Source organism: Kitasatospora sp. NPDC034035 (assembly GCF_055575755.1).
This window is the reverse complement of sequence record NZ_JBVISA010000013.1, coordinates 130,042-154,076: the sequence shown is the minus strand read 5'-3', so window position 1 is coordinate 154,076 and position 24,035 is coordinate 130,042. Positions and strand designations below refer to the sequence as shown.

Here is a 24,035-nt window from a genome sequence, read left to right as displayed (position 1 = left end):
TTGCAACGTCTTGGGTCGTGCGAGGGCCCTGACGCGGCACAGCCTAATCCGCACACCTGGCCGACGGCACCACGTCCCGCCCACCGGACCGTGCCGGCCAGGAGTCGGCCAGGAGACGGTCGGGACTCGGGAGCACTCCCCCGTGGCCGCACACCAAACCGGGAGCAACCGGGCGCCTCGTGATTGAGTGGGCCGCATGAGCCCGCAGACCTCCCGCCCCCTGTCCGACCGGCCGTCGCCCGACCGGCCCCTGCCCGACCGGCCGTTGCGCGTCGGCCTGATCGGCTACGGCCTGGCCGGCTCCGCCTTCCACGCGCCGCTGATCGCCACCACGCCGGGGCTGCGGCTGGACGCCGTGGTCACCGCCAACCCCGAGCGCCGCGAGCAGCTGGCGCGCGAACACCCCGACGCCCGCGCCGTGGACACCCCCGAGCAGCTGCTCGCCGACCCGGACGCGCTCGACCTGGTCGTCATCGCCTCGCCCAACCGCACCCACGCCCCGCTCGCCCGCGCCGCCCTGCGGGCCGGGCTGGCCACCGTGGTGGACAAGCCGCTGGCCGGCACCGCCGCCGAGGCGCAGGAGCTGTGCCTGCTCGCCGAGGAGCGTGGCGTCCTGCTGTCCGTCTTCCAGAACCGGCGCTGGGACGGCGACTTCCTCACCGCCGGCCGCCTGGTGCGCGGCGGCGCGCTCGGCCGGGTGCACCGCTTCGAGTCCCGCTTCGAGCGCTTCCGCCCGAAGCCCAAGCCGGGCTGGCGCGAGCTGGCCGACCCGGCCGAGGTCGGCGGCACGCTGTACGACCTGGGCAGCCACCTGGTCGACCAGGCGCTCACGCTGTTCGGGCCGGTCGAGACGGTGTACGCGGAGATCGACGTGCGGCGCGACGGCGCGGTCGTGGACGACGACGCCTTCCTCGCCCTCACCCACGCCTCCGGCACCCGCTCGCACCTGTGGACCAGCGCCATCACCCCGCTGATCGGTCCCCGGCTGCGGGTGCTCGGCGACACCGCCGGGTACGTCAAGTCCGGCATGGATCCGCAGGAGACCGACCTGCGGGCGGGCCTGCGCCCCGACGGCACGCACCCGTGGGGAGCGGACGAGCCCTCGCACTACGGCACCCTCGGCACCGACGAGTCCACGATCTCCCTCCCGACCGACCCGGGCGACTACCCCGCCTACTACGCGGGCATCGCCGCCGCCCTGGCCGACCCGGGCACCCCGCCCCCGGTCGACCCGCGCGACGCGGTGGCCACCCTCACCGTCCTGGAGGCCGCCCGCGCCTCCGCCGCGACCGGGACGACGGTCCGGCTGGACTGACGAGCGCTCCCGTCAGCCCCGGCGAACGCTTCCGCCGGGGCTGACGAACGCTCCCGCCTGGGCTGGCGAACGCCCCGTCGGAACCCTCCGGCGCCCGAACGCGACTCCTACGATGAGCGGACGAGCAGTCAGCGGGGGCGGCAGATCAGCGTCGAGGAACGCCACGAGCGCGAACAGGCCTGGCTCGTCGAACACCCGCAACCGCTGAACGACTACGACCCGTTCCGACACGTCGACGGCACCGGCGGCGGCGGTGACGGGCTCATCCTGCTCGTCCTCCACACCGTCCTCATCGGCCTGAACTCCGGCCTGCGCCGGCTGGTCCTCCGACTGGCCGACCGCCCGCGCTGGGCCGTCGCCGCCGCCACGGGCCCGACCGGGGCAAGGGCGGCCCGAACAACATCGTCCTGCTGCGCAGCCGCAGCCGGCGCAGGGCCCTGCGGTCCGCGGCCGCGCCCTCGCCGACCGGGTCGAACAGGACGGAACCGCCGCCCTCACACCCGCCGCCCTCACACCCCGATGACCTCCACCGCCGAACCCAGCCCCCGGAAGTCCGCCACATTGCGGGTGTACAGCGGCAGCCCGTGGGCGGAGGCCACGGCGGCGATCATCAGGTCGATCCGCCGCGGCCGCGGCTGCCGCCCGGCGGCGATGGTCAGGGTGACCAGCGTCCCGTAGCGGGCGGCGGCGGCCGCGTCGAAGGGCAGCGGGTCGAAATCGGCCATCGCCGCGCCCAGCACCTCCAGCCGGGCCGCCCGGCTGGCCGGATCCCGGGCCATCGACACGCCCTGCTGCAACTCCGCGAACGTGATAGCGGTCAGCTCCGGCACAACCGGCAGGTCCGCCGGACTGAGCAGCGCCAGGTCGATGTAGACACAGGTGTCCAGCACCCCGGCGGGCCGCCGCCGGGACGCCCTCCGGCGCTCAGCCACGCCGCCGCTCGAACGGGTCGTCGCCCTCGTCCCCCACCAGCTCCTCGGGCCCGAAGTCCTCCTCGGCCTCCTTGCGCATCTGCTGGTAGTCCACCCGCGGCAGCTTCACGTGCCGCGCCACCAGTTCCTCCGCCGTGAGCCGCCGCCGCCCGGACACCGGCCGCAACTCGGCGACCTCGACCCCGTTCCTGGTGATGTGGAAGATCTCCCCCGCCTCCACCGCATCCATCACCGCGGCGGAGTTGTTCCGGAACTCCCGCTGGGTAATCGTCTTCATGCCTTCCAAGGTAGCCCCGCGTAGCACCGATGGCTACACCTCGCGCATCCCTGCGAAAACCCCTCCTCCCCGCGCCCCGTCCGCTAGGTTCGACCACTGATCGTTCACACAGAGGGGGGCTTCTGTCATGGCCGACACCAGCGAGAAGGACCAGAATCCGTGGCTCTACGGCCAGGACGGTCCACCGACAACGGGACCGCTCACCCCACCCCGCACGACCGGCCCGTGGGCGAGCGCCACCGCCTCAGGCGCCCCCGTACTCGTGCAGCCCGCCGTGCTCCACCAGGCCGCCGGCGAAGCGCGACGGCTGCGCGGCGAGGTGCAGTCCTCCGTCAGCCGCGTCGAACCCGACACCGCCGCAGCCGTCCAAGCGCTGGCGGGCGGGTGGGCCGGCGGCCCCGCGCTGTCGCAGGCACTCACCTGGTGGAAAGGCCGCTGGACCAGCCTCGACAACCGGCTCGGCCTCACCGCCGACCGCCTGGACGCCACCGCCCGTAGCTACCACGCGACCGACAACTCCGCCGCCGCCGGCTTCAAGGGGCCGTGAACCATGGTGACCTTTGCCCTGCTCCGCCACGCATCCCTCGATCCGCTCGACCACGCGGGCGACACCTGGACCGGCCTCTCCGGCCACCTGGAACACGTCGCCGGCCAGATGCGCTCCGGCGTCCTCCAGCCCCTGACGGGCGGCGGCGGCCCTTACGCACCCCCGGGCACCGGGAACCGGCCCTGGAGCGGCGCGGCCGCCGACGAGGCAGTCCGCGAGATCGGGCTCCTCACCGACGAACTGCACGCGTTCCACTACGAGGCACTGGCCGTCTCCGCCGCTCTGCACCGCGCCAAGAAGGGCTTCACCGAGGCCCAGCAGAAGCTGCTCCGGGCCATCGGCGACGCCGAGGCCCTCGGCGCCACCGTGGCCGAGGACGGCACGGTCACCCTCCCCGACCTGCCACCCGAGGAACGCAACGACCCCGAGGCGATCGCGTACCAGAAACGGAAGTGGGACGAACTGCAGCAGCACGTCCAGGTCATGACCGCAGCCCTGACTGCGGCCACCGAAGCCGACAACGCGCTGGCAGCAGCCCTGCGCGCGCTCGACCCGACGGAGGCCGACCCGGCGACGCATCCCGACGCCGTGCGGAACGCCGCGAGCGACCTGGAGGCGGCCACCGGCATGCCGACCGACCCCAAGGCCCTGAAGGACTGGTGGGCCGGGCTCGACCCCGCGGTGCGGGCCGGGCTGCTCACGGCTGATGCGGACAAGCTGATCAAGGCCGGGGTCCTGGGGCCGACCGACTACGAGTGGTCGTCGCCGGACAAGGGGGCCGGGCCATGGGGAGTCCGTGAGCCGGGCGCTGCCGAACAGACGATGCGAGCGGAGGCCTTGGCTCTGGTAGCCGGCGGTGAACTAGCCGGACTCCCAAATGCTGCCCTCAACATGGCGCACTACCTGGACGGAAGCGGCACACCCCTCAACCTGGCCGTCGAGCCCATGCTTCGTGACGACGCCGGCTTCCAGGCAAAGGCAGATCTCCAACTGGCTGCCGGCAAGGCCAGTTGGCGTCAGGCCGCGTTGGAAGCGTTCGAGAAGTCGGGAGGCGCGCCGGTCTCGATCCCCGTCGAGAGTCCGGTTGCTTCTCATACGTTCCAGGACCGCAACTGGTACCTGGCGATCGGAAGCCATCAGTACCTCACGTCGGGAGTGGTGACAGCCGTCCCGGGGCCGGACGGCAAGCCCAAGGTATCGCTGCAGTACCAGGTCAACGTCTGGGACCGCTACAACTGGGACCCCGGCAAGGGCACACCTATCGCCTTCACCGATATCAAGGACAAGGACGTGGCGAGCCTGCACCAGACGGGGCTCGCCAAGGAGTACGACATCGTCGGTCGGACCAAGCCGATCACCATCCAACTCGACGAACCCACCGACTTTGGGAGGCAGGCGCAATGAAGCGGCAGCGACGACGGACGCTGCTGCTGGGGGTCGTGCTGCCGCTGGTGCTGGTTGTCAGCGCGGTGGCAGGGCTGTACGGGCTGCGGGAACTGGTTCGGAACCCGCCTGCGGGCAGCGGGCGACCCGGGTCGTGGACGACGGTCACGTCGGAGTACGTCGTGGAGTTCTCTCGGGTACGGCCGCCCGCGTCGGCGAGCGAGGTGCGGTGGGCGTACCTGAAGGGGTTCCAGGACGATCTGGCGTTCCTCTCGTTCCACCTGCCGCCGGGTGCGGAGCAGGGGTTCCTGACCGGGCTGGGGATCGCGGTGAAGCCGGACCCCGGCACCACCCTCGACGGGTGGCCACTGGAAGGGTTCCAGCGGGCGGGGGCACGGGATCCCAAGGCGGCGGGGTCATTGCAGGAGGGCTCCTTCATCGCCGAGCCGCTGCCCGGGCACAGCAAGCGGCTCGCGGCTACCGTCTGGTTGGCCGCGGAGGGGGACGGGGGGACGCGGGTGTGGGTGTACGCCGGGGATTCGCCGTGACGGAATCCGGAGGCGGCGGGAACCCGATTGGCCGTAGGATCGTCCTGCTTGTACGTCCGGAGCCGTCGAGACACCGAGGGAGGAGCGGGGCCATGGCTGTTGTCGCGATGTTGCTCGGGCTGCTCCGGGTGTTGACCGGGGACCTGGTGAGCAGCAACGGGACATTGGCGTCCGTTGCCGCCGTTGCGGCCGTGGTGTTGGTGGCCGGGGCGGTCGCCGGGGCGTTGGCCGGGGCTCGGCTCCTGGGGGCGCGGGCGCCGGCGGTGGTGCGCAGCGGGGTGCTGCGGCGTCGGGCGTTCCGTACGGCGTTCCTTCCGCAGCGTGATCCGGATGCCCGGGGCCGGCGACGCCCCAGGGCGCCGGGGGCGGCCCTGGCGGCCGCGTAAGCCCTTGTAGTTCCGTACTTCTTCGCGGCCGTCCTCCGCCGACCACTCATGTTCTGAGACCCCGGAGGGCTCGCTTCACCATGTCCGTTCTCGCCGTTCTCGATCCGGCCGTCGCCGTTGCGCACGCCGTCGTCGCCGCTTTCGCCCACGTCCTGCCGACCGCGTTGGCGATCGTGCTGTTCACCGTCGCCGTGCGGCTCGCGCTGCATCCGCTGGCGCGGGCGGCGGCGCGTGGGGAGAAGGCGCGGTCCGTGCTCGCGCCGAAGGTCGCCGCGTTGAACAAGAAGTTCAAGGACCGGCCGGAGAAGCTGCGGGAGGCGCTGGCCGAGATGTACCGGAAGGAGCAGGTGTCGCCGTTCGCGGGGTGTCTGCCGCTGTTGGTGCAGATCCCGTTCTTCTCGGTGATGTACCGGCTGTTCACCACGCCGAACGACCTGCTCGACCACACGCTGTTCGGTGTGCCGCTGGGCCTGCACGTGACGGGGGCGCACGGGGCCGGGCAGGTCGTGGTGTTCGGGGTGCTGTACGCGGGGATGGCGGCGGTGGGGTACGTCAACTTCCGCCGGGCGCGGCGGGCGGCGGCAGCGCAGCCCACCCCTCAGCCGGGGGCGGGGCTGCTGCCGTTCCTGTCGTTCGGGTCGGTGCTGTTCGCGCTGCTGGTGCCGGTGGCCGCCGCGCTGTACCTGCTGACGACGAGCGCGTGGTCGGCGGCCGAGCGGGCCTGGCTGTACCGGGGCGGGTCACCGGTGCCGGCGGCCGCGCTCGTCGGCTGAGCCCCTGCTCAGAAGTGGCGCAGCAGTTCGGGGAAGGCCCCGAGCTGCAGCGTCGCCTCGTCCGGGCCGAGGTCCTCGTGCTCCAGCACCCAGGTGTGCTGGTGCGGGATGTAGACGGTGCGCAGGCCGGCCCGGTGGGCGGGGGCGATGTCGGACTTGGGCGAGTTGCCGATCATCCAGGTCCGGTCCGGGTCGAGGCCGAGGTCGGCGGTCAGCTGCCGGTAGGTGTCGACCGACTTCTCGGCCACGATGTGGATGCCCCGGAAGTGGTGGTCGACGGTGGACGCCGTCACCTTGCGCTGCTGCTCGTCCTGGTCGCCCTTGGTGAGCAGCAGCAGGTGGTGGCGGTCGGCGAGGGCGGTGAGGGTGTCGGCGACGCCGGGGATCAGTTCGACCTGCCGGTTGCCCAGCGGGGCGAGGAGTTCGTCGATCCGGGCCTGGTCGGCCGGGGTGGCGGTGCGGCCGTCGTTGAGCTGCTGGAGGCAGTCGACGAGGCTCTGCCGGAAGACGGCGGCGCCGTAGCCGAGGGCGGCGGAGTTGGCGGCTTCGATGTCGTCCAGGAGGGAGCGGGTGCGGTCCCGCTCGGCCGGGGTGGCGACCCAGTCCAGGAAGCCGTCGATGGCCCGCTCGAAGAGGACGTTGTTCTCCCAGAGGGTGTCGTCGGCGTCGAATATGAGGATCTGGTCGGTGTGCATCCGGTGGTCTCCAGGGGGAAGGTGCGTCAGGCGGGCGGGAGCAGGCGGGCGGCGCGGGTGAGGGTCTCGCGGAGGTTGTCCTCGGTGGTGCGCTGCTGGGCCTCCTCGACGGTGAGCCACTCCAGTGGGGAGGCCGGGTTCTCCGGTCGGGCCAGGTCCGGGCTGTCGGTGGCCAGGAGGAAGCGCAGGTCGGCGTGCTCGTGAGCGGGTTCGACGGGCGAGGCGGGGACGGGGACGACGGCGAGGTGGACCAGCGCGGCGTCGGGCCACGGGGTGAGGTCGGCGAGGCCGGTCTCCTCCAGGCCCTCGCGCAGGGCGATGTCCAGCGGCCGGGTCTCGCCCGGGTCGCCGTGGCCGCCGACCTGCAGCCAGGCCTGCTGGCGGACGTGCCAGCGCAGCAGGACGCGGCGGGTCGGCGGGTGGACGATCAGCGCGGAGGCGGTGAAGTGGAGCGGGAAGGTGCCGCGGTTCCAGGGGTCGGCGGCGCCGAGGAGGTGGCGGGCCCGCTCGTGGTCGGCGGTCTCCACCGGACCCTGCGGGCGGTGGTCGTCCAGCAGTCGGGCCAGGTCGGGGCTGTGCGACGGGCCGTCTGTGGTCACCATGGATCTGTACTCCTCGTTCCGCTCCGGGACCGATCCGGGACGTTCCCCCGGGCTGCCGCGGACCGCTTCGGCGGTGTCAACGGGCTTGCGGGGAAAGGGCGGTCGGGCCCGGGGCTTCCGGTTCCGGCGAACCCGCGCAGCCTAGCCCGGGGGCCGTCGGGCGGCCCACCGGTTTTCGCCCGGCTGCACCGGCGGTACGGCCGCGCCGGGGCGGGAGTGTCGACCGGGACGTGGACGGCGTGCCGGCCGCGCCGTGGTGGCCGGTCCGGCCGGGCCGCCGGGGCCGTACCGGCTGGTCGGGGCGTTCCCCGGAGGCCGTAGCCTGTGGTGATCGTTTCGGGACAGGTGGAGGGATGTCGTCATGGTGGCTGCTCCGGCGCTCGCCGAGCTGCGCGAGGTGTGCCAGCCGCAGGCCAAGCTGCAGAGCCGCAACGGTGAGCACTGGGCGGGCCGGCTGTACATGCGGCGGATCTCGTTGCGGACCACCCGGCAGCTGGTCCGCACCTCGGTGTCGCCGAACACCCTCACCTGGGTGATGGTGGTGTGCGGGGTCGGCGGCGGCGCGGCCCTGCTGATCCCGGGCCTGACCGGCGCGGTGCTGGCGGCCGTGCTGTTCCAGCTGTTCCTGCTGTTCGACTGCGTGGACGGCGAAGTGGCTCGCTGGAAGCGCCAGTTCAGCATGGCCGGGGTGTACGTGGACCGGCTGGGCGCGTACCTGGCGGACGCCGCGCTGATGATCGGCGCGGGCGTCCGGGCGGCGCGCGGCGGCTCGGAGCTGTGGGTGTCGGCGGGCCTGGCGGCCGCGTTGGGCGTGGTGCTGCTCAAGGCCTCGACGGACCTGGTGGACGTGGCCCGCGCCCGCAGCGGGCAGGCCCCGGCGGACGAGGAGTCGACTCAGCCGCGCTCCCAGGGCATCGCGACGGCCCGTCGGCTGGCCTCGCTGTTCAAGATCCACCGGGTGACCAACGGCATCGAGGCCTCGCTGGTGCTGCTGGCGGCGGCCGCGGTGGACGCCGGGCTCGGCAACCTGGACGCGACGCGGGCGACGCTCGCGGGGATCACGGTGATCACCTGGGGCATGGTGGTCGCGCACCTGGCGTCGATCCTGTCGTCCTCGCGCCTGCGCTGAGCGCGCCAAGCCCCGAGTGGAGCCGGCCTCCCGGGCGGGGCAGGTGAGGCGTTCCTCCCCCGCCCGGGGGAGGAACGCCGGCGAAGCCCGTCCCCGGGTGGACGCGGGGGGCCGGTGCCGGGCGGGACGGTAGGGGCATGACGATGACCCAGCCCGCCGCCACCACCCACGTCACCCCCGGTACCGGCACCCCCGGTACCGGCACCCCCGCTACCGGCACCGCCGCCGTGCCGGCCCCGCCCCGGTGGGCCGTGCGGGCCGCGCACGTCGCGGCCGTCGCCGCGCTGCCGTCCGGGCTGTGGCGGCTCGGGCTGGTCGCTGGCTGGCACGGCGGGTACACCGACGCGGGCTACCAGGCGATGGGCTTCACCGGGTGGGGCGCGGTGTGGCCGGTCTTCCTGAGCCTGTTCACCGAGGCCCTGGCCCTGCTCACCCTCGGGCTGGTCCGCCCCTGGGGCACGGTGCCACCGCGCTGGGTCCCGTTCGTCGGCGGGCGCCCGGTCAGTCCCCGCGCGGTGGTCCGCGCGGCCCTGCTCGGCGCCGCCGGGCTGGCCGTGCTCTGGACGCCCTTCGCCGGGTGGTGGGCCGTGCCGGGCACGGGCATGACCCCGCTGGGCCACTTCCTGGTGGGCTTCCTCTACCTGCCCACCGTCGCCTGGGCGCCGCTGCTGGTCGCCGTGGCCGTGTCGTACCACCGCCGCCACCGGACGGCGACGACAGCGACAGCGACAGCGACACTCCCCCGCACGGCCTGAGGCACGACCCGCACGTGCCCGCCGCGGGGTCCGGCGCAGGGCGCCGCCGCGAAGGCCACGCTGGAGCAGTTGCGGCCGGCCGAGCGGGAGGTCTTCGCGCTCTGCGTGTGGGAGGAGCTGGATCACGCGGCGGTCGCGGAGGCGCTCGGCAGGCCGATGGGGACGATCCGTTCCCGGCTGTCGCGCGCCCCGGCCCGGTTGCGGGAGCTGACGGCGCGGGAGCCGGCCTCGGCGGCCGCAACGCGTTCCGCGCGAGCGGCGCAATGCCCGGGCAGCACCGGACAGGTACCAGGTGACCGCACGTCCGCGGTTCGGCCGCCCAAGGAGACGATCCGATGAGCGCCGCCCCCCGGGACCGGTCCGACCGGGCCGGTCGGGAGGAGATGGCCCGGCTGCTGCCGGCCGCGGCCGCCCCGGAACTCGACCAGGGCCGCTTCCTCCTGATGAAGGACCACCTGATGGACAGCATCACCGAGACCCCCGCCCCCCGGCGCGCCTCCCGCCGGCGCACCCTGCTCTTGCGTGCGGCCCTCCCGCTGGGGCTGGCCGCCGCGGCGGCCGGGGCCCTCCTCACCTTCGCGACCGGCGACCCGGGGGCCACGAACGACGACACCGGCCGGTCCCTGGGCAACGCCAGCACGGTCGCGTACACCCTGGAGAGCGCCGAGGGCGTCGTCCGGCTCAGCATCCTGGAGCAGAACAAGCCGGTGGACACGGTCCAGCTGCAGCACGACCTGGACCGGTTCGGGATCCGCGCCCGGGTCTACGCGGGCGAGCCGGGCTGCAGGACCAAGCGGCCGAAGCAGCCGAAGAACGTGGACCTCAACGCCGGGTGGGACATCGATTTCCGGCCGCCAACGCCCCGATGGTGCTGACCGTCCACCCCCGTCAGCTCCCGAAAGGCACGGAGATCTTCATCTACCTGCCGCTGGCCAAGACCGATCCGGCCAACAGCTTCCGCGAGTTGGAGGCCGGGCTGATGCAGTCCCCGGGCCCCTCGTGCCTGGAGTCCCGGGTCTTCGTCAATCCGCTGGCCAGCCTGCTCCCGACCACTCCGCCACCGGCGGCCCCGTGATCCGGGCCTGATCCCGAAACGCCGCACCCCTTCTTCGGAACCAATCGGACTACATATTCTGTCCAACGACATATACAGTTGTCCGACAGAAGGGGTGTGGCCCATGCCGCCACTCACCACCACCCGACCCACCAGCGCCCAGCCCGCGACCGCCCAGTCCACAACCGCCGGGCCCACGACCACCCGGCTCACCGCCGCCGCGACCGCCGCCCTGCTCGCCACCGTCCGGTGGACCGCCGCCCGGCCCGGCGTCGCCCTGCTCGTCGGGTACGCCGCCGAGCTGCTGTTCCGGCTCGTCCTCGTCCGGCACATGAGCTTCCCGTCCGTCCACCCCGACGAGGACTCCTACCTCGTCCTGGCGCGCGTCCTCGCCGGCCGCCCGACGACCGAGATCCCGGTCGGCGTGGTCATACCCGGCGGCTACCCCCTGCTGATCTCCCCCGTGCTGCGCCTGGCCGACGACCCGGTGACCGCCTACCAGGCGATCATGGTCATCAACGCCGTGGTCAACGCGCTGATCCTGCCGCTCGCCTACGTCGCCCTGCGCCGGCTCGGCCTGGGCCGCCGACTCGCGTTCGCCTTCGGCGGCGTGACCGGCCTGCTGCCGCCGGTGGTCTTCTACTCGCAGTTCGTGCTGACCGACGCCGTGCTGCCCGTCCTGGTGCTCGCCTGGCTGCTCTGCCTGCACGGCTGGCTCGCCGACGGCCCGCTGCGGCGCCGCACCTGGCACGCCGTCGGGGCGGGCGCGTCCGCCGGTTACGCCATGGCCGTGCACGATCGCGGCGGCGTGGTGGTGGCGTTGACCGCCGCGGTGTTCCTCGGTGTCCTGCTGCTGCGCCGCGCGCCGTGGCGCGCCACGGCCGCCGGGTTCGCGACGCTCGGCCTCGGCGTGCTCGGCGCGCAGCTGTTGTCGGCCTGGCTGCACGCGCAGTTCGCCGTCCAGAACAGCGATGTCGGCGGGTTCCTCTGGCGGGGCCTGACCGACCCGGAGGCCGCCCAGCGCACGCTCACCCGGACCGCCGGGCAGATCTGGTGCTTCACCGTCTCCACCTGGGGTGTCGGCGGACTGGCCGTCGTCGCCTGCCTGTGCGCGGTGGTCGACCGCCGCCGCCCCCAGGCGCTCCGGATCACCGGCGGCCTTCTGGTGGCGCTGCTGTTCGGGACCGCCCTGGCTTCCGCCGCCGCACTGCCGGCCGACGGCCGGATCGACGACTGGGTGTACGCCCGCTACACCTCCTACCTCGTCCCGGCGGCCTTCCTCGTGGGCGCCGCGGTGCTCGCCAGGTGCGGACGCCGCACCCTGGTCCGGACGGCGGCGGCGACGGCGGGGCTCACGCTGCTGCTCGCCGAGACGGTGATCCAGTCGGCCGGTCCGAAGCTGCGCCACGAGGTCTTCGTACTCTGGGGCATGCCGGACGTCTCGTTCCTGGCCTCCGACTGGGGCCGGCTCAACATGCTCCGGGCCACCGCCGCCGCACTGGTCGTCCTCGTCGCGGTGGTCCTGGTGCGCACCTCCGGGGGCAGGCGGGTGCTCCCCGCGATAGGCCTCTCCCTGGCACTGTTCGCCGCCTTCGCGACCGCGACGATCACCGCGCAGGTCTCCGAGCCGCACGCGAAGTGGCGCAAGGGCCTGGCCACCGGCTTCACCCGCGACTCCGGGATCCGGGCGGACGACAACGTGGTCTTCGCCTGGGACATCGACGGGTCGCTGCGCGGCGCCCAGGCCTTCGAGGTCTACCGCGGCCGGGTCTGGTACCGGGACCCGCGCTGGCAGCCCGTCCCGGCGGAGGCGAACGTCCTGGTCACCCCGCTGCCGGCGGCGGGGCAGCAGCCGGAGGCCTACTGGCCCGGCCACCCCACCGACTGGTACGTCGAGCGGGCCGACGCGCGGCAGAACTGGGCGGTCTGGCGGCGGCGTTGAGCCCGGCTAGGCTCCCCCGGCCGCCTCGGCCGCCTCGCCGCCCCCGGGTCCACCCCCGGGTCCGCCCGCGAGCTCGGGCACCGTACGGAGGTAGGCGGCGAGGACGGTGTCGAGGAGGCCGGGGAAGCGCTGCTCCAGGTCGACCGTGCGCAGCGCGGAGAAGCGGCGGTTGGCCTCCTCGCGCTGGCTGATCAGGCCGGACTCGCGCAGCACCTTGAAGTGGTGGCTGAGGGTGGAGGGCGCGACATCCACCGGAAAGGTGCCGCAGGCCCGTTCGGGTTCGGCGCGCAGAACCCGGACGATGGTCATCCGGGTGGGGTCGGAGAGTGCGTGCAGGACGTCGAGGAGGTCGATCTCCTCGGTCGCGGGGTGCGCGAGCGCCGGTCGGCGGCGGGTACTGCGGGGCACGGTCAGACCTCCCTGATCTGCGATGTTCGACATCCATGGAAACGACGTGGTACCACTGTCCCGGCGTCAATTTCGTAGTTCGTCGAACATCGTAGTCGAGGGGGAACCGACATGCGCGCACTGGTGATGACCGCACCCGGTGGAGCCGAGAACTCGCAGACCCGGGAGGTCGAGGCGCCGCGCCCCGGGCCCGGCCAGGTGGCGATCGACGTCGCCTACGCCGGACTGAACTTCGTGGACGTGATGACCCGCCGCGGCGACGCCGCGTACGCCGCCGAGTGGCCGTACCGCCCCGGCAAGGAGGTCGCCGGAACGGTCCGGGAGATCGGCGAGGGAGTCACCGGCCTGACCGTGGGCGACCGGGTCGTGGCCGCACCGGTCGGCGCGGGCCTCGCGGAGGTGGTGGTCGCGGAGGCCGCGCTCACCGTGCCCCTCCCGGACGGCGTGGCGCTGAGCGAGGCCGCCGCCGTGCCGCTGGGCCTGGCCACCTCGATGCTGCTGCTGACCGACGCCGGCCGCTTCGACGCCGGCGACACCGTCCTGGTGCACTCGGCGGGCGGCGGCATCGGCCAGGCCATCGCCCAGCTCGTCCCGCTGCTCGGCGGCGGCCGGCTGATCGGCACCGTCGGCCGCCCGGAGAAGGCCGCCGCCGCCATCGCCTCCGGCTACGACCACGCCTTCGCCCGCGACGAGGCACTGCCCGAGGCGATCCGGGCCGCCACCGACGGCCGGGGCGTCGACCTCGTCCTCGACGCGCTGGGCACCGAGGCCCTGGAACTCGACCTCGCCGTCGCGGCACCCGGCGCCCGGATCGTCCTGTTCGGCAACGCGGGCGGCGGCACCGTCGCCGACCTGCCCCCGCTCGGCCGCCTGATGGCGGGCAACCTGACCATCACCGGCTTCAGCCACCGCGGCCTGGCCGCCACCGCCCCCGACCGCCTGGCCCGCGCCATCCGCCGGGTCGTCGAGCTCCTCGCCGACGGCGGCCTGAAGCTGCCCGTCACCGAACTGCCCGACCTCGCCGCCGTCCCGGCCGCCCACGACGCGATGGAGGAGCGGCGGGCGACGGGGAAGTACGTGGTGCGCGTGGGCGGTTGAGCCCGACCGACCGAAAGAGGGACGCCCGGGCAGGCGGAGGGCCTTCCCGGGCAGCCGATCACGTACGCGACGATCACGTACGCGGCGATCACGTGCGCGACGCAGCCGCGCGGTTGACCACCGGCCGCCCGCCAGACCGTGAAGGTCGCGCCCGGGTCCGCGTCGGCGGTGCCGGGCGGGCCGTAGAGCAGGACCGGCTCGGCGAGCCGGATGTCCGCGTAGAGGGCGCCGTAGTACGCGGTGAGCAGGTCGGCAGGAGTGCGGCTGGTCGTCGCCCGGGCATAGCCCCCACCCTGGCGGCGTTGGGCCGGGCATGACCAAGATTCTGGTGATCGGTGCAAACGGCAGTGTGGGCAGGCACGTTGTGGCCACGCTGGCCGAAGACCGCCACGAGGTGCGGGCGTTGGTGCGGGATACGGCGAAGGCCGTGCTGCCCAGGGGGGTTGAGGCCGTACAGGGCGATCTGGCCGTGCCGGAGAGTCTGGAGCCCGCGCTGGCGGGCGGGGTGGAGGCGGTCTACCTGATGTGGCCCGGGCTGCCCGTGGAGCCCCGGGCCGTGGAGCTGATCGCCCGGCACGCCAAGCGCGTCGTGTACCTGTCGGCGGACGTGGCCGACCTCGCGGACGACGAGCCGGCCGTGATCTTCCACCAGGAGATCGAGCGGTTGATCCGACGGTCCGGCCTCGGCTGGACCTTCGTGCGGGCGATCGACTTCGCGGGCAACCTGCTCGCCTGGGCCGACCAGGTACGGGAGGGCGTGGTCCGCTGGCCGTACGGGCAGGCGCGCCGTTCGCTGGTGCACGAGCGGGACATCGCGGACGTCGCGGTGCGGGCTCTCACCGAGGACGGGCACGACGGCGGCAGGTACGTGGTCACCGGGCCGGAGTCGCTCGCGCACGCCGAGCTGGCGGCGATCATCGGCGAGGAGCTGGGCATCGCGGTGCGGTGGGAGGAACTGCCGCCGGAGACGGCCCGCGAGCGGCTGACGGCGGCCTGGGGGAACGCGGCGTTCGTGGAGTCCCGGCTGCGGGCGTGGGAGTCGTTCACGCGCGAGCCGGAGCGGGTGACGGACACCGTGGAGCGGGTGCTGGGGCGGCCACCGCGCGACTTCCGTTCGTGGGTGCGGGACCACGCGGCGGACTTCCGGTAGCACCCGGCCCTGCGGCCGGGGGCCACGGCACGCTCCCCGGCCGTTCCCCGGCCGCTCCGGCGCGCGCGCCGGGTCAGCGCGCCCCCTCCGGCGCCTCCAGCGAGTCGAGCCAGCGCAGCAGGCGGGCGCCCTCGCGGGTCATGACGTCCGGGTCGCGCAGGGCGTTGGCCATCAGTGACATGCCCTGGTAGCCGGAGACCAGGGTGAGCGCCAGGTCGTCCGGGTCGGGCAGGCCCAGCTCGCGGAACTGGCCTGCGGTCCAGTCCAGCAGGCGCCGGATCACGGCGCCGGCCTCCGTGTCGAGGACTCCGTCGGCCCGCTTGTCGAGTTCGGTGGCCAGGGTGCCGGTCGGGCAACCGAACCGGGCGGCGACGTCGCGCCGGTCGACCCAGCCTTGGACGAGCGCCTTGAGGCGGTCGCGCGGGTCTCCCACGTTGTCGAGCGCGGTGGCGAGTTCGTCGAGGTGTGCGCTGTGTTCGGACAGTGCGGCGCGGACCAGCTCGTCCTTGGTCTTGAAGTAGTAGTAGACGTTTCCGACGGGGACGTCCGCTTCGCGCGCGATGTCGGCGAGGGTGGTGCGTTCGACCCCCTGCTCGTGGAGGACCCGGGCGGCGGCCGCCGCGAGCCGCCGACGCTTCTGCGACGCCTGTACGCGCCGATTCACTGAGTCAGTCACCCAACTCACTATAGACAGCCACCGGTGGGCGCATGCTACGTTCGTTCTCAGTCAGCCAACTAACTCACAACTGGCGACACGCAACTCATGACACGCAACGCGCAACGGGAGGGGATCGCGATGATCACAGTGACGGGTGCCACCGGCAACATCGGGCGGACGCTGGTGGAGCTGCTGGCCGGGGCGGGTGAGGAGGTGGTGGCCGTGTCGCGGCAGCCGCAGCCTCAACCGCAGCCCGGCCACCCTGCGGCCGGTGTCCGCTGGGCACAGGGCGACGTCGGCGACGCCGCGAGCCTGCGGCCCGCCCTCGAAGGATCCCGGGCGCTGTTCCTCCTGCTGGGCGGCGAGCTCAACAGCCGGGGCGAGAGCCCGAACGCCCTGCTGGACGCGGCCGCGGACGCCGGGGTCGAGCGGATCGTCCTGGTGTCCTCGCAGGTCAGCGCCACCCGGCCGGACGCGCCGTCGCACACCCGCCTGCGGGAGTTCGAGGCCGCCGTGAGCGCTTCCGGGCGGGACTTCACCATCCTGCGCCCCAGCGGTTTCGCCTCCAACGCCTTCGCCTGGGCCGAGACGGTCCGCACCAAGCGCACGGTCTTCGCCCCGTTCGGCGACGTGGCGCTGCCCGTCGTCGACCCGGCGGACATCGCGGCGGTGGCGGCGGCCGTGCTGCGCGAGGACGGGCACGCAGGCCGCACGTACGAGCTGACCGGCCCCGAGCCCATCAGCCCGCGCCGGCAGGCCACGGCCCTCGCCGAGGCCCTGGGCGAGGAGGTGACCTTCGTCGAACTGTCCCGCGAGGAGGCCCACGCCCACCTGGCGCGGTTCATGCCGGAGCAGGTCATCCCCGGCACCCTGGACATCCTCGGGGTCCCGCTCCCGGCCGAACTGGCGATCAGCCCCGACGTGGCGGCGGTCCTGCGACGCCCGGCCGCGCCGTTCCGCGACTGGGTCGCGCGCAACCTGCCCGCCTTCCGGTAGTCCAGGCCCCGGGGCCGGGGGCTGACGGACGGTCGACACGGTGGTGCGCAGGAAGTCGGCCAAGCCGACTTCCTGCCCTTGTGATTGGAGCCTCGACGCCACCCAGCAGGGAGGTCGACGCGGATCGCATCGGGCGCGGGCTTCACAGACGGCGCCGGGGAGAGCGGCGAGGAGGCTGAAGGCCAGGGACCCGAGCATCAGGGGTGGGCATCACGGTTGCGCCTGTACTCGCGGAGGAGCGTGAGGAGGTTGATGAGGGTGCTGGCCGGGATGTTGCCGACGGAGATCAGACGGCGGCCGTGGAGGTTGATCTCACCCGGGGCGGCAGAGGGCCAGAGGAGGCCGAACTCGCGGCCCTCGGTGCGGAGTTCGATGATCAACTCGGTGAGCTGGCGGGGCGTGAGGTGGAGGAGAGCCGGGTCGGCGGGGTGGATGGGGTGGTGGGCGCTCACGCGGCACCGTCCAGCTGCAGCTCGAACCAGACGCTTTTGCCGAGCTTCTGGGGGTCGACGCCCCAACGGTGAGTGAGGCCGGCGACGAGCTGCAGACCCCGGCCGGACTCGGCGAGGACGGAGAGGGGCTGCTGCTCCGGGAGGCTCGGGCTGCGGTCCGAGACGGTGACCCGGAGGGTGTTGGCGAGGAAGAAGATGAGGACTACCGGGGAGGTCGTCCCGCCGTGGCGCCAGGCGTTGACGATGAGTTCGACCATGGCGAGCTCGGCGTCGGCGATGGAGGAGGGCGGCCACCCGGCGAGGGTCATCCCGTCCCGGAGGGCATCGCGGGAGAGGGTGAGGGAGGGGGAGTTGAGGTTGCGCACAGGGATCTCCCGAAGGGGAAAGGGTGAGACCGGCGGATGCGTCGCCGTGAACAAGCCCACTGGGCATGGGTGTTCTTCGGTGCCCGAGCGGCGTTACTGACGATCCGTTCGGTGATCGGTGCATCACGGACTGTAGGGCATGTGATGGCAAATTTGCCAGCACACTCAAGAAGATGTGCCTATCTGCTCGCTGGACTCGCCACGCCAGAGCGGTGGATGCTGGGGGAATGCCACCTACCCCAACCGCACGCCGCAAGCGCGTCGGCATCGAGCTGCGAAAGATGCGAGAGGCCGCCGGGCGCACGGCCGGAGATGCTGCTGCCGTTCTCGGGCTGGACCGGAGCAAGGTCACACTGATCGAGCAGGGCACCTACCCGATCAGTGCCGAGCGGGTCCTCGCACTCGCCGCCGAGTACGAGGAGGCCGACTCCGAGTACGTCGACGCAGTTGCCGAGATGTCCGCCGACCGGACCAAGGGGTGGTGGGAGGAGCACAGAGGCCTCGTCCCTGCCGGAATTCTTGAGATCTCCGAGGTCGAGCACTACGCCAGTGCGTTGGTGACGTACCAGATCTGTCATGCACCAGGGCTCATGCAGACCGAGGAGACAGCACGAGCAATCTTCCGCGAGGTCTATCCGCCTCTACGGCCCCTGAACATCGAAGCGCGAGTCGAGAACCGAATGCGGCGAGCCGAGCTGCTGACGCGAAGCAATCCACTCAACTACGAAGCGATTGTGCACGAGGCCGCGCTTCGCATGGAGTTCGGAGGAGCAGCTGTTGCCAGAGAACAGCTGAAGCAGTTGCTCGTACTCTCAGAAGCACCCAATGTGACCCTGCGCGTGCTGGAGTTCAAGGCCGGGGGATTCAAGGGCGCAGGTCAGGCAGTGCTGTACGCGAGTGGGCCCGTGCCCCGCCTCGATACAGTCCAGCTGGACTCCGTAGGATCGCCAGCGTTCCTGACCGAGATGAACCAGCTGGAGAACTACCGGAGCATCCTCGGGGCGATGCGTGATCGCGCGCTCGATCCTTCGGCCTCCCGTGACGCGATCTCCAGCATCATGAATAGCCTGTGAGGCCCCTGTGGAAGAACTCGCTTGGCGAAAGCCCAGCGCATGCGGCGATGGCAATAACTGCCCCGAGGTGGCCATGGGCCCCGACGCCGTCTACGTCCGCAGCAGTCTCCTGCCCGACGCCATCGCCCAACTCACCCCCGACGAATGGCGCAGCCTCGTCTCCGCCATCCGCAACGGCGAGTACGACGCCTGATCCCCCTCTACTGCACCGGCCGGCTTGTCCGGCCGGTGCTTCTGTCTGCTCCCAGACGCTGCGCTACCTTGCTTCGCCTGCTACCTTGTGATGCATGGTACCTGGCATCACAAACCCGGACGGGCCGGTGGCGACCCAGCTGCGCAAGGGCGTGCTGGAGTACTGCGTCCTCGCCCTCCTGAAGGACGGCCCGCGCTACGGGGTCGAGCTGCTGCAGGAACTCGGCCGCTTCCCGATGCTGGCCACCAGCCAGGGCACGATCTACCCCCTGCTGTCCCGGCTGCGCCGCGCCGGGCTCGCCGACACCTTCCTGCGGGACTCGGCCAGCGGGCCGTCCCGCCGCTACTACACCCTCACCGACACCGGCCGGGAAGCGCTGCGCGAGTTCACCACGCTGTGGCCCGCCTTCCGCGAAACCGTCGACCACGTCCTCGACCCGGGAGAGAACCCGTGAACAGCCCCATCGAGCACCCCCTGGTCCGCGCCCACCTCGACGCGGTCACCCGCTACACCGCCCCGCTGCCCGAGGACCGCCGCCGCGAACTCCTCGCCGACCTGCGCGAACACATCGAGATCTCCCTGGCCGACCACGATGTGGCCGACGAGGCCGCCGTCCGCCAGGTGCTGGACCAGCTGGGCAGCCCCCGGCAGATCGCCGATGCCGCACTCGCCGAGGACGGCCTGACCCGCCCCGAGCCGGAGAGCAGCCGCCGGACGAACGTGACGCTGCTCCTCGCGGTGCTCCCGTTCCCGCTGCTCCTGGTCCCGGTCGTCGGGCCCGTGCTCGCGCTGGCCTCCGCCGTCACCGCCGCCGTCCGCGTCACCAAGTCGCAGGTGTGGACCCGTCGGCAGAAGAAGCAGGCGACCCTGCTCCTCCTCGCCCCCGTCCTGACCACCCCCCTGGCCCTCGCCGCGTTCGCCGCCTCCCCCGCCGGGCTGACCCCGGTCAACGTGCTCGTCGCCTGCGCCGTGGGCTTCAGCCCGGTCCTGTCCGCGGCGATGCTGCTGTCCCGCTCCGCCGCCCGCCTGCGCGGCGCCGCCGCCGCGACGGCCTGAACCCGTCGCTCATCGGCCCCGGCGGCGCCTCAACTCCGCCGGCCATTCCCGCACCTGCGCCTCGTCGTGCAGGTACGGGGCGTCTGGCGCGGCCCGCAGGTCGATGCCGTGCAGCAGGTCCAGTGCCCACAGGGACACGTCGTCCCACCGCACTTCGTCGTCAAGGAGCCGGAGTCCGGCCCAGCGGCCGGCCTCGTCCCGGCTCACCCGGCCGTCCGCTCCAGGACGGCGCCCAGGCTCCCGGCGGCGGCGACGTCGGGGTAAAGCTCAGAATCCATCGCGCCAGTATGGCGATACGACCATCGCGGATCGAGAAACGACTGGATCGCAGCGCTTCCGAACCGCCCCGACCGGAAGGCGGTTTTCCGCTGCGGAAGGCCGGGGTAGTGGCCAAGGCGTTCGCACCCGCACCGACCACAAGTCCGCTGCGGTGGCGAATCTTTGACATTTCCTTAGCGAAGGGATTCACCATGGACAGGATCCTCCGGAACGTCCTCGTCGCCGCCGCTGCCGCCGGCGCCCTGGGTATCGCCGCCGCCCCCGCCGCCATGGCCGCCGAGCAGGCGCAGCCGGTGGCCGGGGTGCAGGCACAGGTCCGCAACCCGAAGACGGTCAAGGCCGACGCCTACAACCAGGCCCGCAGCATCCTCGCCAACGCGGGCAGCCAGACCGCCGCCAAATCGCACCCGATCCACGGCAAGAACGACGTCCCGGTCTCCTACGGCACCAGCCTGCTCGCCTCCGCCCGGGACGAATTCCGAACGGCGGACAAGAACCTGCCCGCAGGCCAGAAGAAGTCCGACATGTCGATCCCCCACTACAACGCCATCCACAACGCGGCGAAGGTCATGGGCATCGACCGCTGGTGACCACCTGACGTGCACCGTCCCCCGCGTGGCGGCTGCGCCGCGCGGGGGCCCACCCCGCAGTCCGGCGCCTACCGGGGCGTGACCTCCGGCTCGCCCGGCTTGCCGTCCCGTTCCACGGTGTACTCCCGGACCTCGCGCTCCGTGATCACCGTGATCCGGTTCACCCCGGACCACTCCGCCCTCAGGAATCCGTCGCCCTCGTCCCAGGTGCCCAGGTACCAGTGGCGGGCCGTCCAGCCGCTGCCGGTCAGCAGCTCCACGCGGCAGATCGGGTCGATGGACCAGGCGAGGTCGGTGACGGTCAGGACGTGCTCGGGGTTGCCCGGGTCGGGCTTGCGCTCCATCAGCCGACCCTCGCTGCCGAGGAAGTACGTGACGGCCCCGATCGCCACCGCGACCACGATCAGCGGCGACGCGATGGCGGCGCAGCCGAGCTGCGCCCACCGCTCACGGAACTCGAACTGCACCAGCATCGAGACCATGAGCATCACCGCTGCGGCCCCGAGCAGCAGCACCGGGTGGTTCAGCCAGCGTTCGACCTCCACCAGACCGCCCGAGCCCGCCGCCTGATGGCCGATCAGATACACCAGGGCGGCCACCAGCGCCGCACCCCTGAACCACCATTCGATTCGTCTGTGCCGCGCGGCCGCTGCCATGTACTCCCCCTGGGTGAACCTTTGCCCGGACTTTACTACGGGCGCGCTCATGGGCCCTGCGGCCCGGACGACGGTGGCTCCGTCGCCCGGGCCGCATCCACCGGCCGTACCCCCGTCACCGCCGGTGGAAGACGCTCCGCGACCAGAAGTAGCCGAGCAGCGTCAGGCCGGTGCACCAGGCGAGGGCGCTCCAGGCGCTGGTGCCGATCTCGGTGCCCATCAGCAGACCGCGCAGCGTCTCGATGACGGGCGTGAAGGGCTGGTACTCCGCGAACCAGCGCAGGACCGTCGGCATGGAGTCGGGCGGGACGATCGCGCTGCCGATGAAGGGCAGGAAGGTCAGCGGCAGCGGCGTGTTGCTGGCGCTCTCCGGCGTCTTGGACACCAGCCCGATGCCTGCCGATATCCAGGTCAGGGCGAGGGTGACGAACATCAGCAGCCCGGCGGCGGCCAGCCACTCCAGCGGCCCGGCGTTCGTCCGGAACCCCATGGCGAAGGCCGCGCCGGTCACCAGCACCAGCGCGATCACCGTCTGGATCACGCTTCCGACCACGTGCCCGGCGAGGAAGGCGGACCGCGATATCGCCATCGTGCGGAACCGGTTGACGATCCCCTCCGTCATGTCGACGCAGACGCCGACCGCCGTGGCGACCGAGCCCGCCGTCGCCGTCATCAGCAGGATCCCCGGCGTCACGTAGTCGATGTAGCTGCCGCCCCCGATGCCGGCGCCCAGCGCGGTCCCGTAGGCGTAGTTGAAGAGCAGCAGCATCATCACCGGCATCAGCACGACCGAGAAGGTCATCGCCGGATAGCGCTGCGCGCGCTTCAGGTTCCGCCGCAGCATGGTCAGCGAGTCGCTGACCACGTAGCCCGTCCTCGTACTCGTCGTCACGCTCGTCTTCGTGCTCGTCGTCGTGCTCATCGCACGCCCTCCCCGGTCAGCGTGAGGAACACATCGTCCAGGTCGGCCGTCTCGACGACCAGCGACTCCGCCTGGACGCCCGCGCTGTCGAGGGTGTCCAGCACGGCCTTCACCGTGAGGACGGAGTTGTCCCCCGGGATGTCCAGCGACAGGGACTCCCGGTCGGCGGCGGCGTAGTCGAACAGCTCGGCGGCGACGCCCAGTCGGCCGGCGTCGGCGAACCGGAGCCGGATCCGCCCGCCGGGGACGAATCGCTTCAGCTCCTCGGCCGTGCCCTCGGCGACGATCCGGCCGCCGTCCAGGACGGCTATCCGGTCGGCGAGTTGGTCCGCCTCATCCAGGTACTGGGTGGTGAGGAAGATCGTCACCCCGTGGTCGGCGACCAGCCCCCGGATGATCTCCCACATCGTGCGCCGGCTGCGCGGATCGAGTCCGGTGGTCGGCTCGTCGAGGAAGATCACCTTCGGGTCGCCGACCAGCGTCATCGCCAGGTCGAGCTTGCGCCGCATGCCACCGGAGAAGGTGGCGACGGGCTTGCGGGCGGCCTCGGTGAGTTCGAAGCGCCGCAGCAGGTCCTCGGCCCGCCTCCGCCCCTCCCGACGGCGGAGGTGGTTGAGGTCGGCCATCAGCATCAGGTTCTCCTCGGCGGTGAGCAGGTTGTCCACCGCCGAGAACTGGCCGGTCACCCCGATCGCCTTCCGCACCCCGTCGGCCTCGTCGACCACGTCGTGCCCGGCCACCCGGGCCACCCCGGCGTCGGCCGGGATGAGGGTGGAGAGGATCTGCACGGTGGTCGTCTTGCCGGCCCCGTTCGGCCCGAGCAGGGCGAACACGGTGCCCGCCTGGATCTCCAGGTCAATGCCCTTGAGCACCGCCTTGTCCTCGTAGGACTTGGTGAGTCCGATCGCCGAGATCGCGGCCATCAGGCCCGCCGGATGACGACGTTGCCGACCTGGGTGCGGCCGACGACCTCGACCGTCTCCCGAGCGTCGCCCGGGCCCTGCGCCTCGCCGAGGGAGTTGCGGACGCCGCCGAGCTTGCTGTGCACGTCGAGCCAGGCCGCCGTGCCCTCCGCGATGCCGACCTCCACGTCCCCGACGCCGGTCTGCAGGCTGACCTTGCCCCGGACCACCCGGCCGACCCGGAGGTGGCCGTTGGCCGACTTGGCGTCCACGCCCGCTCCGGCACGGCCGACGTGGATCCGGCCGTTGGAGGCGTTGGCGGTGAGCTCGCCGGCCACCTCGTCGATCTCGGTGTCGCCGTTGCTGTTCTTGACCGTCAGCACGCCGCCGACGGTGCCGATCTCGATCCGGCCGGAGCCGGACACCTCGGCGTCCCCGGCGACCACGCCGAGCCGGATGTCCCCCATGTCGGTCTTGAGTCGCACGCTGTCGGCCCGGTCGACCTGGATCCGGCCCAGGGAGGTCTTCAGCCGGCAGTCGCCGAGCGGGCCCTCGGCGACGAAGTCCGCCATCGGGGAGTCGGCGTGCACCTGGGAGCCGGCCGGCAGCTCGACCAGGACCTCGATCGAGCCCTTCTTGCTGGAGAAGACGGTGCGCTGCTTGGGGCCCTTGAGGGTGAGCCGACCCCCGGTGAAGTCGACCTGGGTCAGCTCGGCGGCCTTGACGTCCGCCTCCCTGGCCGCGTTGGCGGGCCGGACTTCGACGACGGCGTCGGTGCGCTTGCCGGCGGTGATCCACACCGCGCCGATCTCGAACTCGAAGGCAGCGGAGATCGGTCCGTCGGTCTCGTACGTAGGCATGGCTGTCCCGTCCTCTTGGCTCGTGTGGGTGTTCCCGCT

General features: G+C 72.5%; 34 protein-coding genes. 20 read left to right on the top strand and 14 right to left on the bottom strand.

Annotated features, from left to right (window positions below; genetic code table 11):
* Positions 1-196 precede the first annotated feature (196 nt).
* Positions 197-1,315, top strand: coding sequence for a Gfo/Idh/MocA family oxidoreductase (locus ACZ52J_RS20350; RefSeq protein ID WP_465620496.1), 1,119 nt, complete (start codon positions 197-199; stop codon positions 1,313-1,315).
* A gap of 12 nt (positions 1,316-1,327) precedes the next feature.
* Here the strand turns inward: ACZ52J_RS20350 and ACZ52J_RS20345 are convergent, their stop codons facing one another.
* The 3 genes from ACZ52J_RS20345 to ACZ52J_RS20335 form a co-directional block, all read right to left on the bottom strand.
* On the bottom strand, positions 1,328-1,597 hold the full coding sequence (locus ACZ52J_RS20345; protein ID WP_465620494.1) for a hypothetical protein: 270 nt from the start codon (positions 1,595-1,597) through the stop codon (positions 1,328-1,330).
* Between the two features lie 227 nt (positions 1,598-1,824).
* Entirely contained in the window at positions 1,825-2,247 is a 423-nt protein-coding gene (locus ACZ52J_RS20340; protein WP_360497036.1) for a type II toxin-antitoxin system VapC family toxin, read from the bottom strand.
* Entirely contained in the window at positions 2,240-2,524 is a 285-nt protein-coding gene (locus tag ACZ52J_RS20335; RefSeq protein ID WP_360497034.1) for a type II toxin-antitoxin system Phd/YefM family antitoxin, read from the bottom strand. Before ACZ52J_RS20335 ends, ACZ52J_RS20340 begins: the two co-directional genes overlap by 8 nt.
* Positions 2,525-2,651: 127 nt before the next feature.
* On the opposite strand from ACZ52J_RS20335, the gene ACZ52J_RS20330 reads away from it, so the two are divergent.
* The 5 genes from ACZ52J_RS20330 to ACZ52J_RS20310 all read left to right on the top strand — a co-directional run bounded on the left by ACZ52J_RS20330 (position 2,652) and on the right by ACZ52J_RS20310 (position 6,161).
* Positions 2,652-3,071, top strand: a complete 420-nt coding sequence (locus ACZ52J_RS20330; protein WP_465620492.1) for a WXG100 family type VII secretion target — start codon at positions 2,652-2,654, stop codon at positions 3,069-3,071.
* 3 nt (positions 3,072-3,074) lie between these two features.
* Positions 3,075-4,475: a hypothetical protein gene (locus ACZ52J_RS20325; RefSeq protein WP_465620491.1), complete on the top strand. Its 1,401-nt coding sequence runs from the start codon at positions 3,075-3,077 to the stop codon at positions 4,473-4,475.
* 35 nt (positions 4,476-4,510) lie between these two features.
* Positions 4,511-5,002, top strand: a complete 492-nt coding sequence (locus tag ACZ52J_RS20320) for a hypothetical protein (RefSeq protein ID WP_465620490.1) — start codon at positions 4,511-4,513, stop codon at positions 5,000-5,002.
* Between the two features lie 92 nt (positions 5,003-5,094).
* Positions 5,095-5,388: a DUF6412 domain-containing protein gene (locus tag ACZ52J_RS20315; protein WP_360497025.1), complete on the top strand. Its 294-nt coding sequence runs from the start codon at positions 5,095-5,097 to the stop codon at positions 5,386-5,388.
* A gap of 80 nt (positions 5,389-5,468) precedes the next feature.
* Positions 5,469-6,161, top strand: a complete 693-nt coding sequence (locus ACZ52J_RS20310; RefSeq protein WP_465620488.1) for a YidC/Oxa1 family membrane protein insertase — start codon at positions 5,469-5,471, stop codon at positions 6,159-6,161.
* 8 nt (positions 6,162-6,169) lie between these two features.
* Here ACZ52J_RS20310 and ACZ52J_RS20305 read toward each other — a convergent pair whose 3' ends face one another.
* Both ACZ52J_RS20305 and ACZ52J_RS20300 read right to left on the bottom strand, forming a co-directional pair.
* The gene (locus ACZ52J_RS20305) at positions 6,170-6,856 is read right to left on the bottom strand and encodes an HAD family hydrolase (protein WP_465620487.1); all 687 of its coding nucleotides are present in this window, start codon (positions 6,854-6,856) and stop codon (positions 6,170-6,172) included.
* A gap of 26 nt (positions 6,857-6,882) precedes the next feature.
* A complete protein-coding gene (locus ACZ52J_RS20300; RefSeq protein WP_360497016.1) occupies positions 6,883-7,458 on the bottom strand; it encodes an NUDIX hydrolase in 576 nt (191 codons plus the stop codon).
* A 361-nt stretch (positions 7,459-7,819) separates the two neighbouring features.
* Here ACZ52J_RS20300 and ACZ52J_RS20295 point away from each other — a divergent pair, with 361 nt between their 5' ends.
* From ACZ52J_RS20295 to ACZ52J_RS20270, 6 genes are all read left to right on the top strand, one after another.
* The gene (locus ACZ52J_RS20295; RefSeq protein ID WP_360497014.1) at positions 7,820-8,587 is read left to right on the top strand and encodes a CDP-alcohol phosphatidyltransferase family protein; all 768 of its coding nucleotides are present in this window, start codon (positions 7,820-7,822) and stop codon (positions 8,585-8,587) included.
* Positions 8,588-8,724: 137 nt separating this feature from the next.
* On the top strand, positions 8,725-9,342 hold the full coding sequence (locus tag ACZ52J_RS20290) for a hypothetical protein (RefSeq protein WP_465620485.1): 618 nt from the start codon (positions 8,725-8,727) through the stop codon (positions 9,340-9,342).
* A gap of 60 nt (positions 9,343-9,402) precedes the next feature.
* Positions 9,403-9,681, top strand: coding sequence for an RNA polymerase sigma factor (locus tag ACZ52J_RS20285; RefSeq protein ID WP_465620608.1), 279 nt, complete (start codon positions 9,403-9,405; stop codon positions 9,679-9,681).
* Entirely contained in the window at positions 9,678-10,217 is a 540-nt protein-coding gene (locus ACZ52J_RS20280) for a hypothetical protein (protein WP_465620484.1), read from the top strand. Before ACZ52J_RS20285 ends, ACZ52J_RS20280 begins: the two co-directional genes overlap by 4 nt.
* Positions 10,208-10,417 (top strand): hypothetical protein, encoded by a 210-nt coding sequence (locus ACZ52J_RS20275; protein WP_465620483.1) that lies wholly within the window; start codon positions 10,208-10,210, stop codon positions 10,415-10,417. The genes ACZ52J_RS20280 and ACZ52J_RS20275 overlap by 10 nt, the downstream gene beginning before the upstream one ends.
* A gap of 103 nt (positions 10,418-10,520) precedes the next feature.
* Positions 10,521-12,338, top strand: a complete 1,818-nt coding sequence (locus tag ACZ52J_RS20270) for a hypothetical protein (protein ID WP_465620481.1) — start codon at positions 10,521-10,523, stop codon at positions 12,336-12,338.
* Between the two features lie 6 nt (positions 12,339-12,344).
* Here the strand turns inward: ACZ52J_RS20270 and ACZ52J_RS20265 are convergent, their stop codons facing one another.
* Positions 12,345-12,746, bottom strand: a complete 402-nt coding sequence (locus ACZ52J_RS20265) for an ArsR/SmtB family transcription factor (protein ID WP_465620480.1) — start codon at positions 12,744-12,746, stop codon at positions 12,345-12,347.
* Between the two features lie 111 nt (positions 12,747-12,857).
* Between ACZ52J_RS20265 and ACZ52J_RS20260 the strand changes: the two genes are divergently transcribed.
* Positions 12,858-13,844 carry a quinone oxidoreductase family protein gene (locus ACZ52J_RS20260; protein ID WP_465620478.1) on the top strand — a complete coding sequence of 329 codons (987 nt, stop codon included), beginning with the start codon at positions 12,858-12,860 and terminating at the stop codon, positions 13,842-13,844.
* Between the two features lie 313 nt (positions 13,845-14,157).
* A complete protein-coding gene (locus ACZ52J_RS20255; RefSeq protein WP_465620476.1) occupies positions 14,158-14,994 on the top strand; it encodes an NmrA family NAD(P)-binding protein in 837 nt (278 codons plus the stop codon).
* A gap of 73 nt (positions 14,995-15,067) precedes the next feature.
* Here the strand turns inward: ACZ52J_RS20255 and ACZ52J_RS20250 are convergent, their stop codons facing one another.
* On the bottom strand, positions 15,068-15,670 hold the full coding sequence (locus ACZ52J_RS20250) for a TetR/AcrR family transcriptional regulator (protein WP_465620474.1): 603 nt from the start codon (positions 15,668-15,670) through the stop codon (positions 15,068-15,070).
* Positions 15,671-15,790: 120 nt separating this feature from the next.
* Here ACZ52J_RS20250 and ACZ52J_RS20245 point away from each other — a divergent pair, with 120 nt between their 5' ends.
* Complete coding sequence (locus tag ACZ52J_RS20245) at positions 15,791-16,648, top strand: SDR family oxidoreductase (RefSeq protein ID WP_465620472.1); 858 nt, start codon at positions 15,791-15,793, stop codon at positions 16,646-16,648.
* Between the two features lie 197 nt (positions 16,649-16,845).
* Here the strand turns inward: ACZ52J_RS20245 and ACZ52J_RS20240 are convergent, their stop codons facing one another.
* Both ACZ52J_RS20240 and ACZ52J_RS20235 read right to left on the bottom strand, forming a co-directional pair.
* Positions 16,846-17,100 carry a hypothetical protein gene (locus ACZ52J_RS20240; RefSeq protein ID WP_465620470.1) on the bottom strand — a complete coding sequence of 85 codons (255 nt, stop codon included), beginning with the start codon at positions 17,098-17,100 and terminating at the stop codon, positions 16,846-16,848.
* Positions 17,097-17,465 carry an ATP-binding protein gene (locus ACZ52J_RS20235; RefSeq protein ID WP_465620468.1) on the bottom strand — a complete coding sequence of 123 codons (369 nt, stop codon included), beginning with the start codon at positions 17,463-17,465 and terminating at the stop codon, positions 17,097-17,099. Before ACZ52J_RS20235 ends, ACZ52J_RS20240 begins: the two co-directional genes overlap by 4 nt.
* Before the next feature lie 227 nt (positions 17,466-17,692).
* Here ACZ52J_RS20235 and ACZ52J_RS20230 point away from each other — a divergent pair, with 227 nt between their 5' ends.
* From ACZ52J_RS20230 to ACZ52J_RS20215, 4 genes are all read left to right on the top strand, one after another.
* Positions 17,693-18,538: a helix-turn-helix domain-containing protein gene (locus tag ACZ52J_RS20230; protein WP_465620466.1), complete on the top strand. Its 846-nt coding sequence runs from the start codon at positions 17,693-17,695 to the stop codon at positions 18,536-18,538.
* Between the two features lie 7 nt (positions 18,539-18,545).
* Entirely contained in the window at positions 18,546-18,731 is a 186-nt protein-coding gene (locus ACZ52J_RS20225) for a DUF397 domain-containing protein (protein WP_465620464.1), read from the top strand.
* Between the two features lie 94 nt (positions 18,732-18,825).
* On the top strand, positions 18,826-19,185 hold the full coding sequence (locus ACZ52J_RS20220) for a PadR family transcriptional regulator (RefSeq protein WP_360496979.1): 360 nt from the start codon (positions 18,826-18,828) through the stop codon (positions 19,183-19,185).
* Complete coding sequence (locus ACZ52J_RS20215) at positions 19,182-19,787, top strand: DUF1700 domain-containing protein (protein WP_465620462.1); 606 nt, start codon at positions 19,182-19,184, stop codon at positions 19,785-19,787. The genes ACZ52J_RS20220 and ACZ52J_RS20215 overlap by 4 nt, the downstream gene beginning before the upstream one ends.
* 9 nt (positions 19,788-19,796) lie before the next feature.
* On the opposite strand, the gene ACZ52J_RS20210 is transcribed toward ACZ52J_RS20215, so the two are convergent.
* Positions 19,797-19,994: a hypothetical protein gene (locus ACZ52J_RS20210; RefSeq protein ID WP_465620460.1), complete on the bottom strand. Its 198-nt coding sequence runs from the start codon at positions 19,992-19,994 to the stop codon at positions 19,797-19,799.
* Positions 19,995-20,257: 263 nt separating this feature from the next.
* On the opposite strand from ACZ52J_RS20210, the gene ACZ52J_RS20205 reads away from it, so the two are divergent.
* Positions 20,258-20,656 (top strand): hypothetical protein, encoded by a 399-nt coding sequence (locus tag ACZ52J_RS20205; RefSeq protein WP_360496967.1) that lies wholly within the window; start codon positions 20,258-20,260, stop codon positions 20,654-20,656.
* Between the two features lie 68 nt (positions 20,657-20,724).
* Here ACZ52J_RS20205 and ACZ52J_RS20200 read toward each other — a convergent pair whose 3' ends face one another.
* From ACZ52J_RS20200 to ACZ52J_RS20185, 4 genes are all read right to left on the bottom strand, one after another.
* Positions 20,725-21,312: a hypothetical protein gene (locus ACZ52J_RS20200; RefSeq protein WP_465620458.1), complete on the bottom strand. Its 588-nt coding sequence runs from the start codon at positions 21,310-21,312 to the stop codon at positions 20,725-20,727.
* Positions 21,313-21,427: 115 nt separating this feature from the next.
* A complete protein-coding gene (locus ACZ52J_RS20195; RefSeq protein ID WP_465620456.1) occupies positions 21,428-22,234 on the bottom strand; it encodes an ABC transporter permease in 807 nt (268 codons plus the stop codon).
* Complete coding sequence (locus tag ACZ52J_RS20190; protein ID WP_465620454.1) at positions 22,231-23,157, bottom strand: ATP-binding cassette domain-containing protein; 927 nt, start codon at positions 23,155-23,157, stop codon at positions 22,231-22,233. Before ACZ52J_RS20190 ends, ACZ52J_RS20195 begins: the two co-directional genes overlap by 4 nt.
* The gene (locus tag ACZ52J_RS20185) at positions 23,157-23,996 is read right to left on the bottom strand and encodes a DUF4097 family beta strand repeat-containing protein (RefSeq protein ID WP_465620452.1); all 840 of its coding nucleotides are present in this window, start codon (positions 23,994-23,996) and stop codon (positions 23,157-23,159) included. Before ACZ52J_RS20185 ends, ACZ52J_RS20190 begins: the two co-directional genes overlap by 1 nt.
* Between the last annotated feature and the right edge of the window lie 39 nt (positions 23,997-24,035).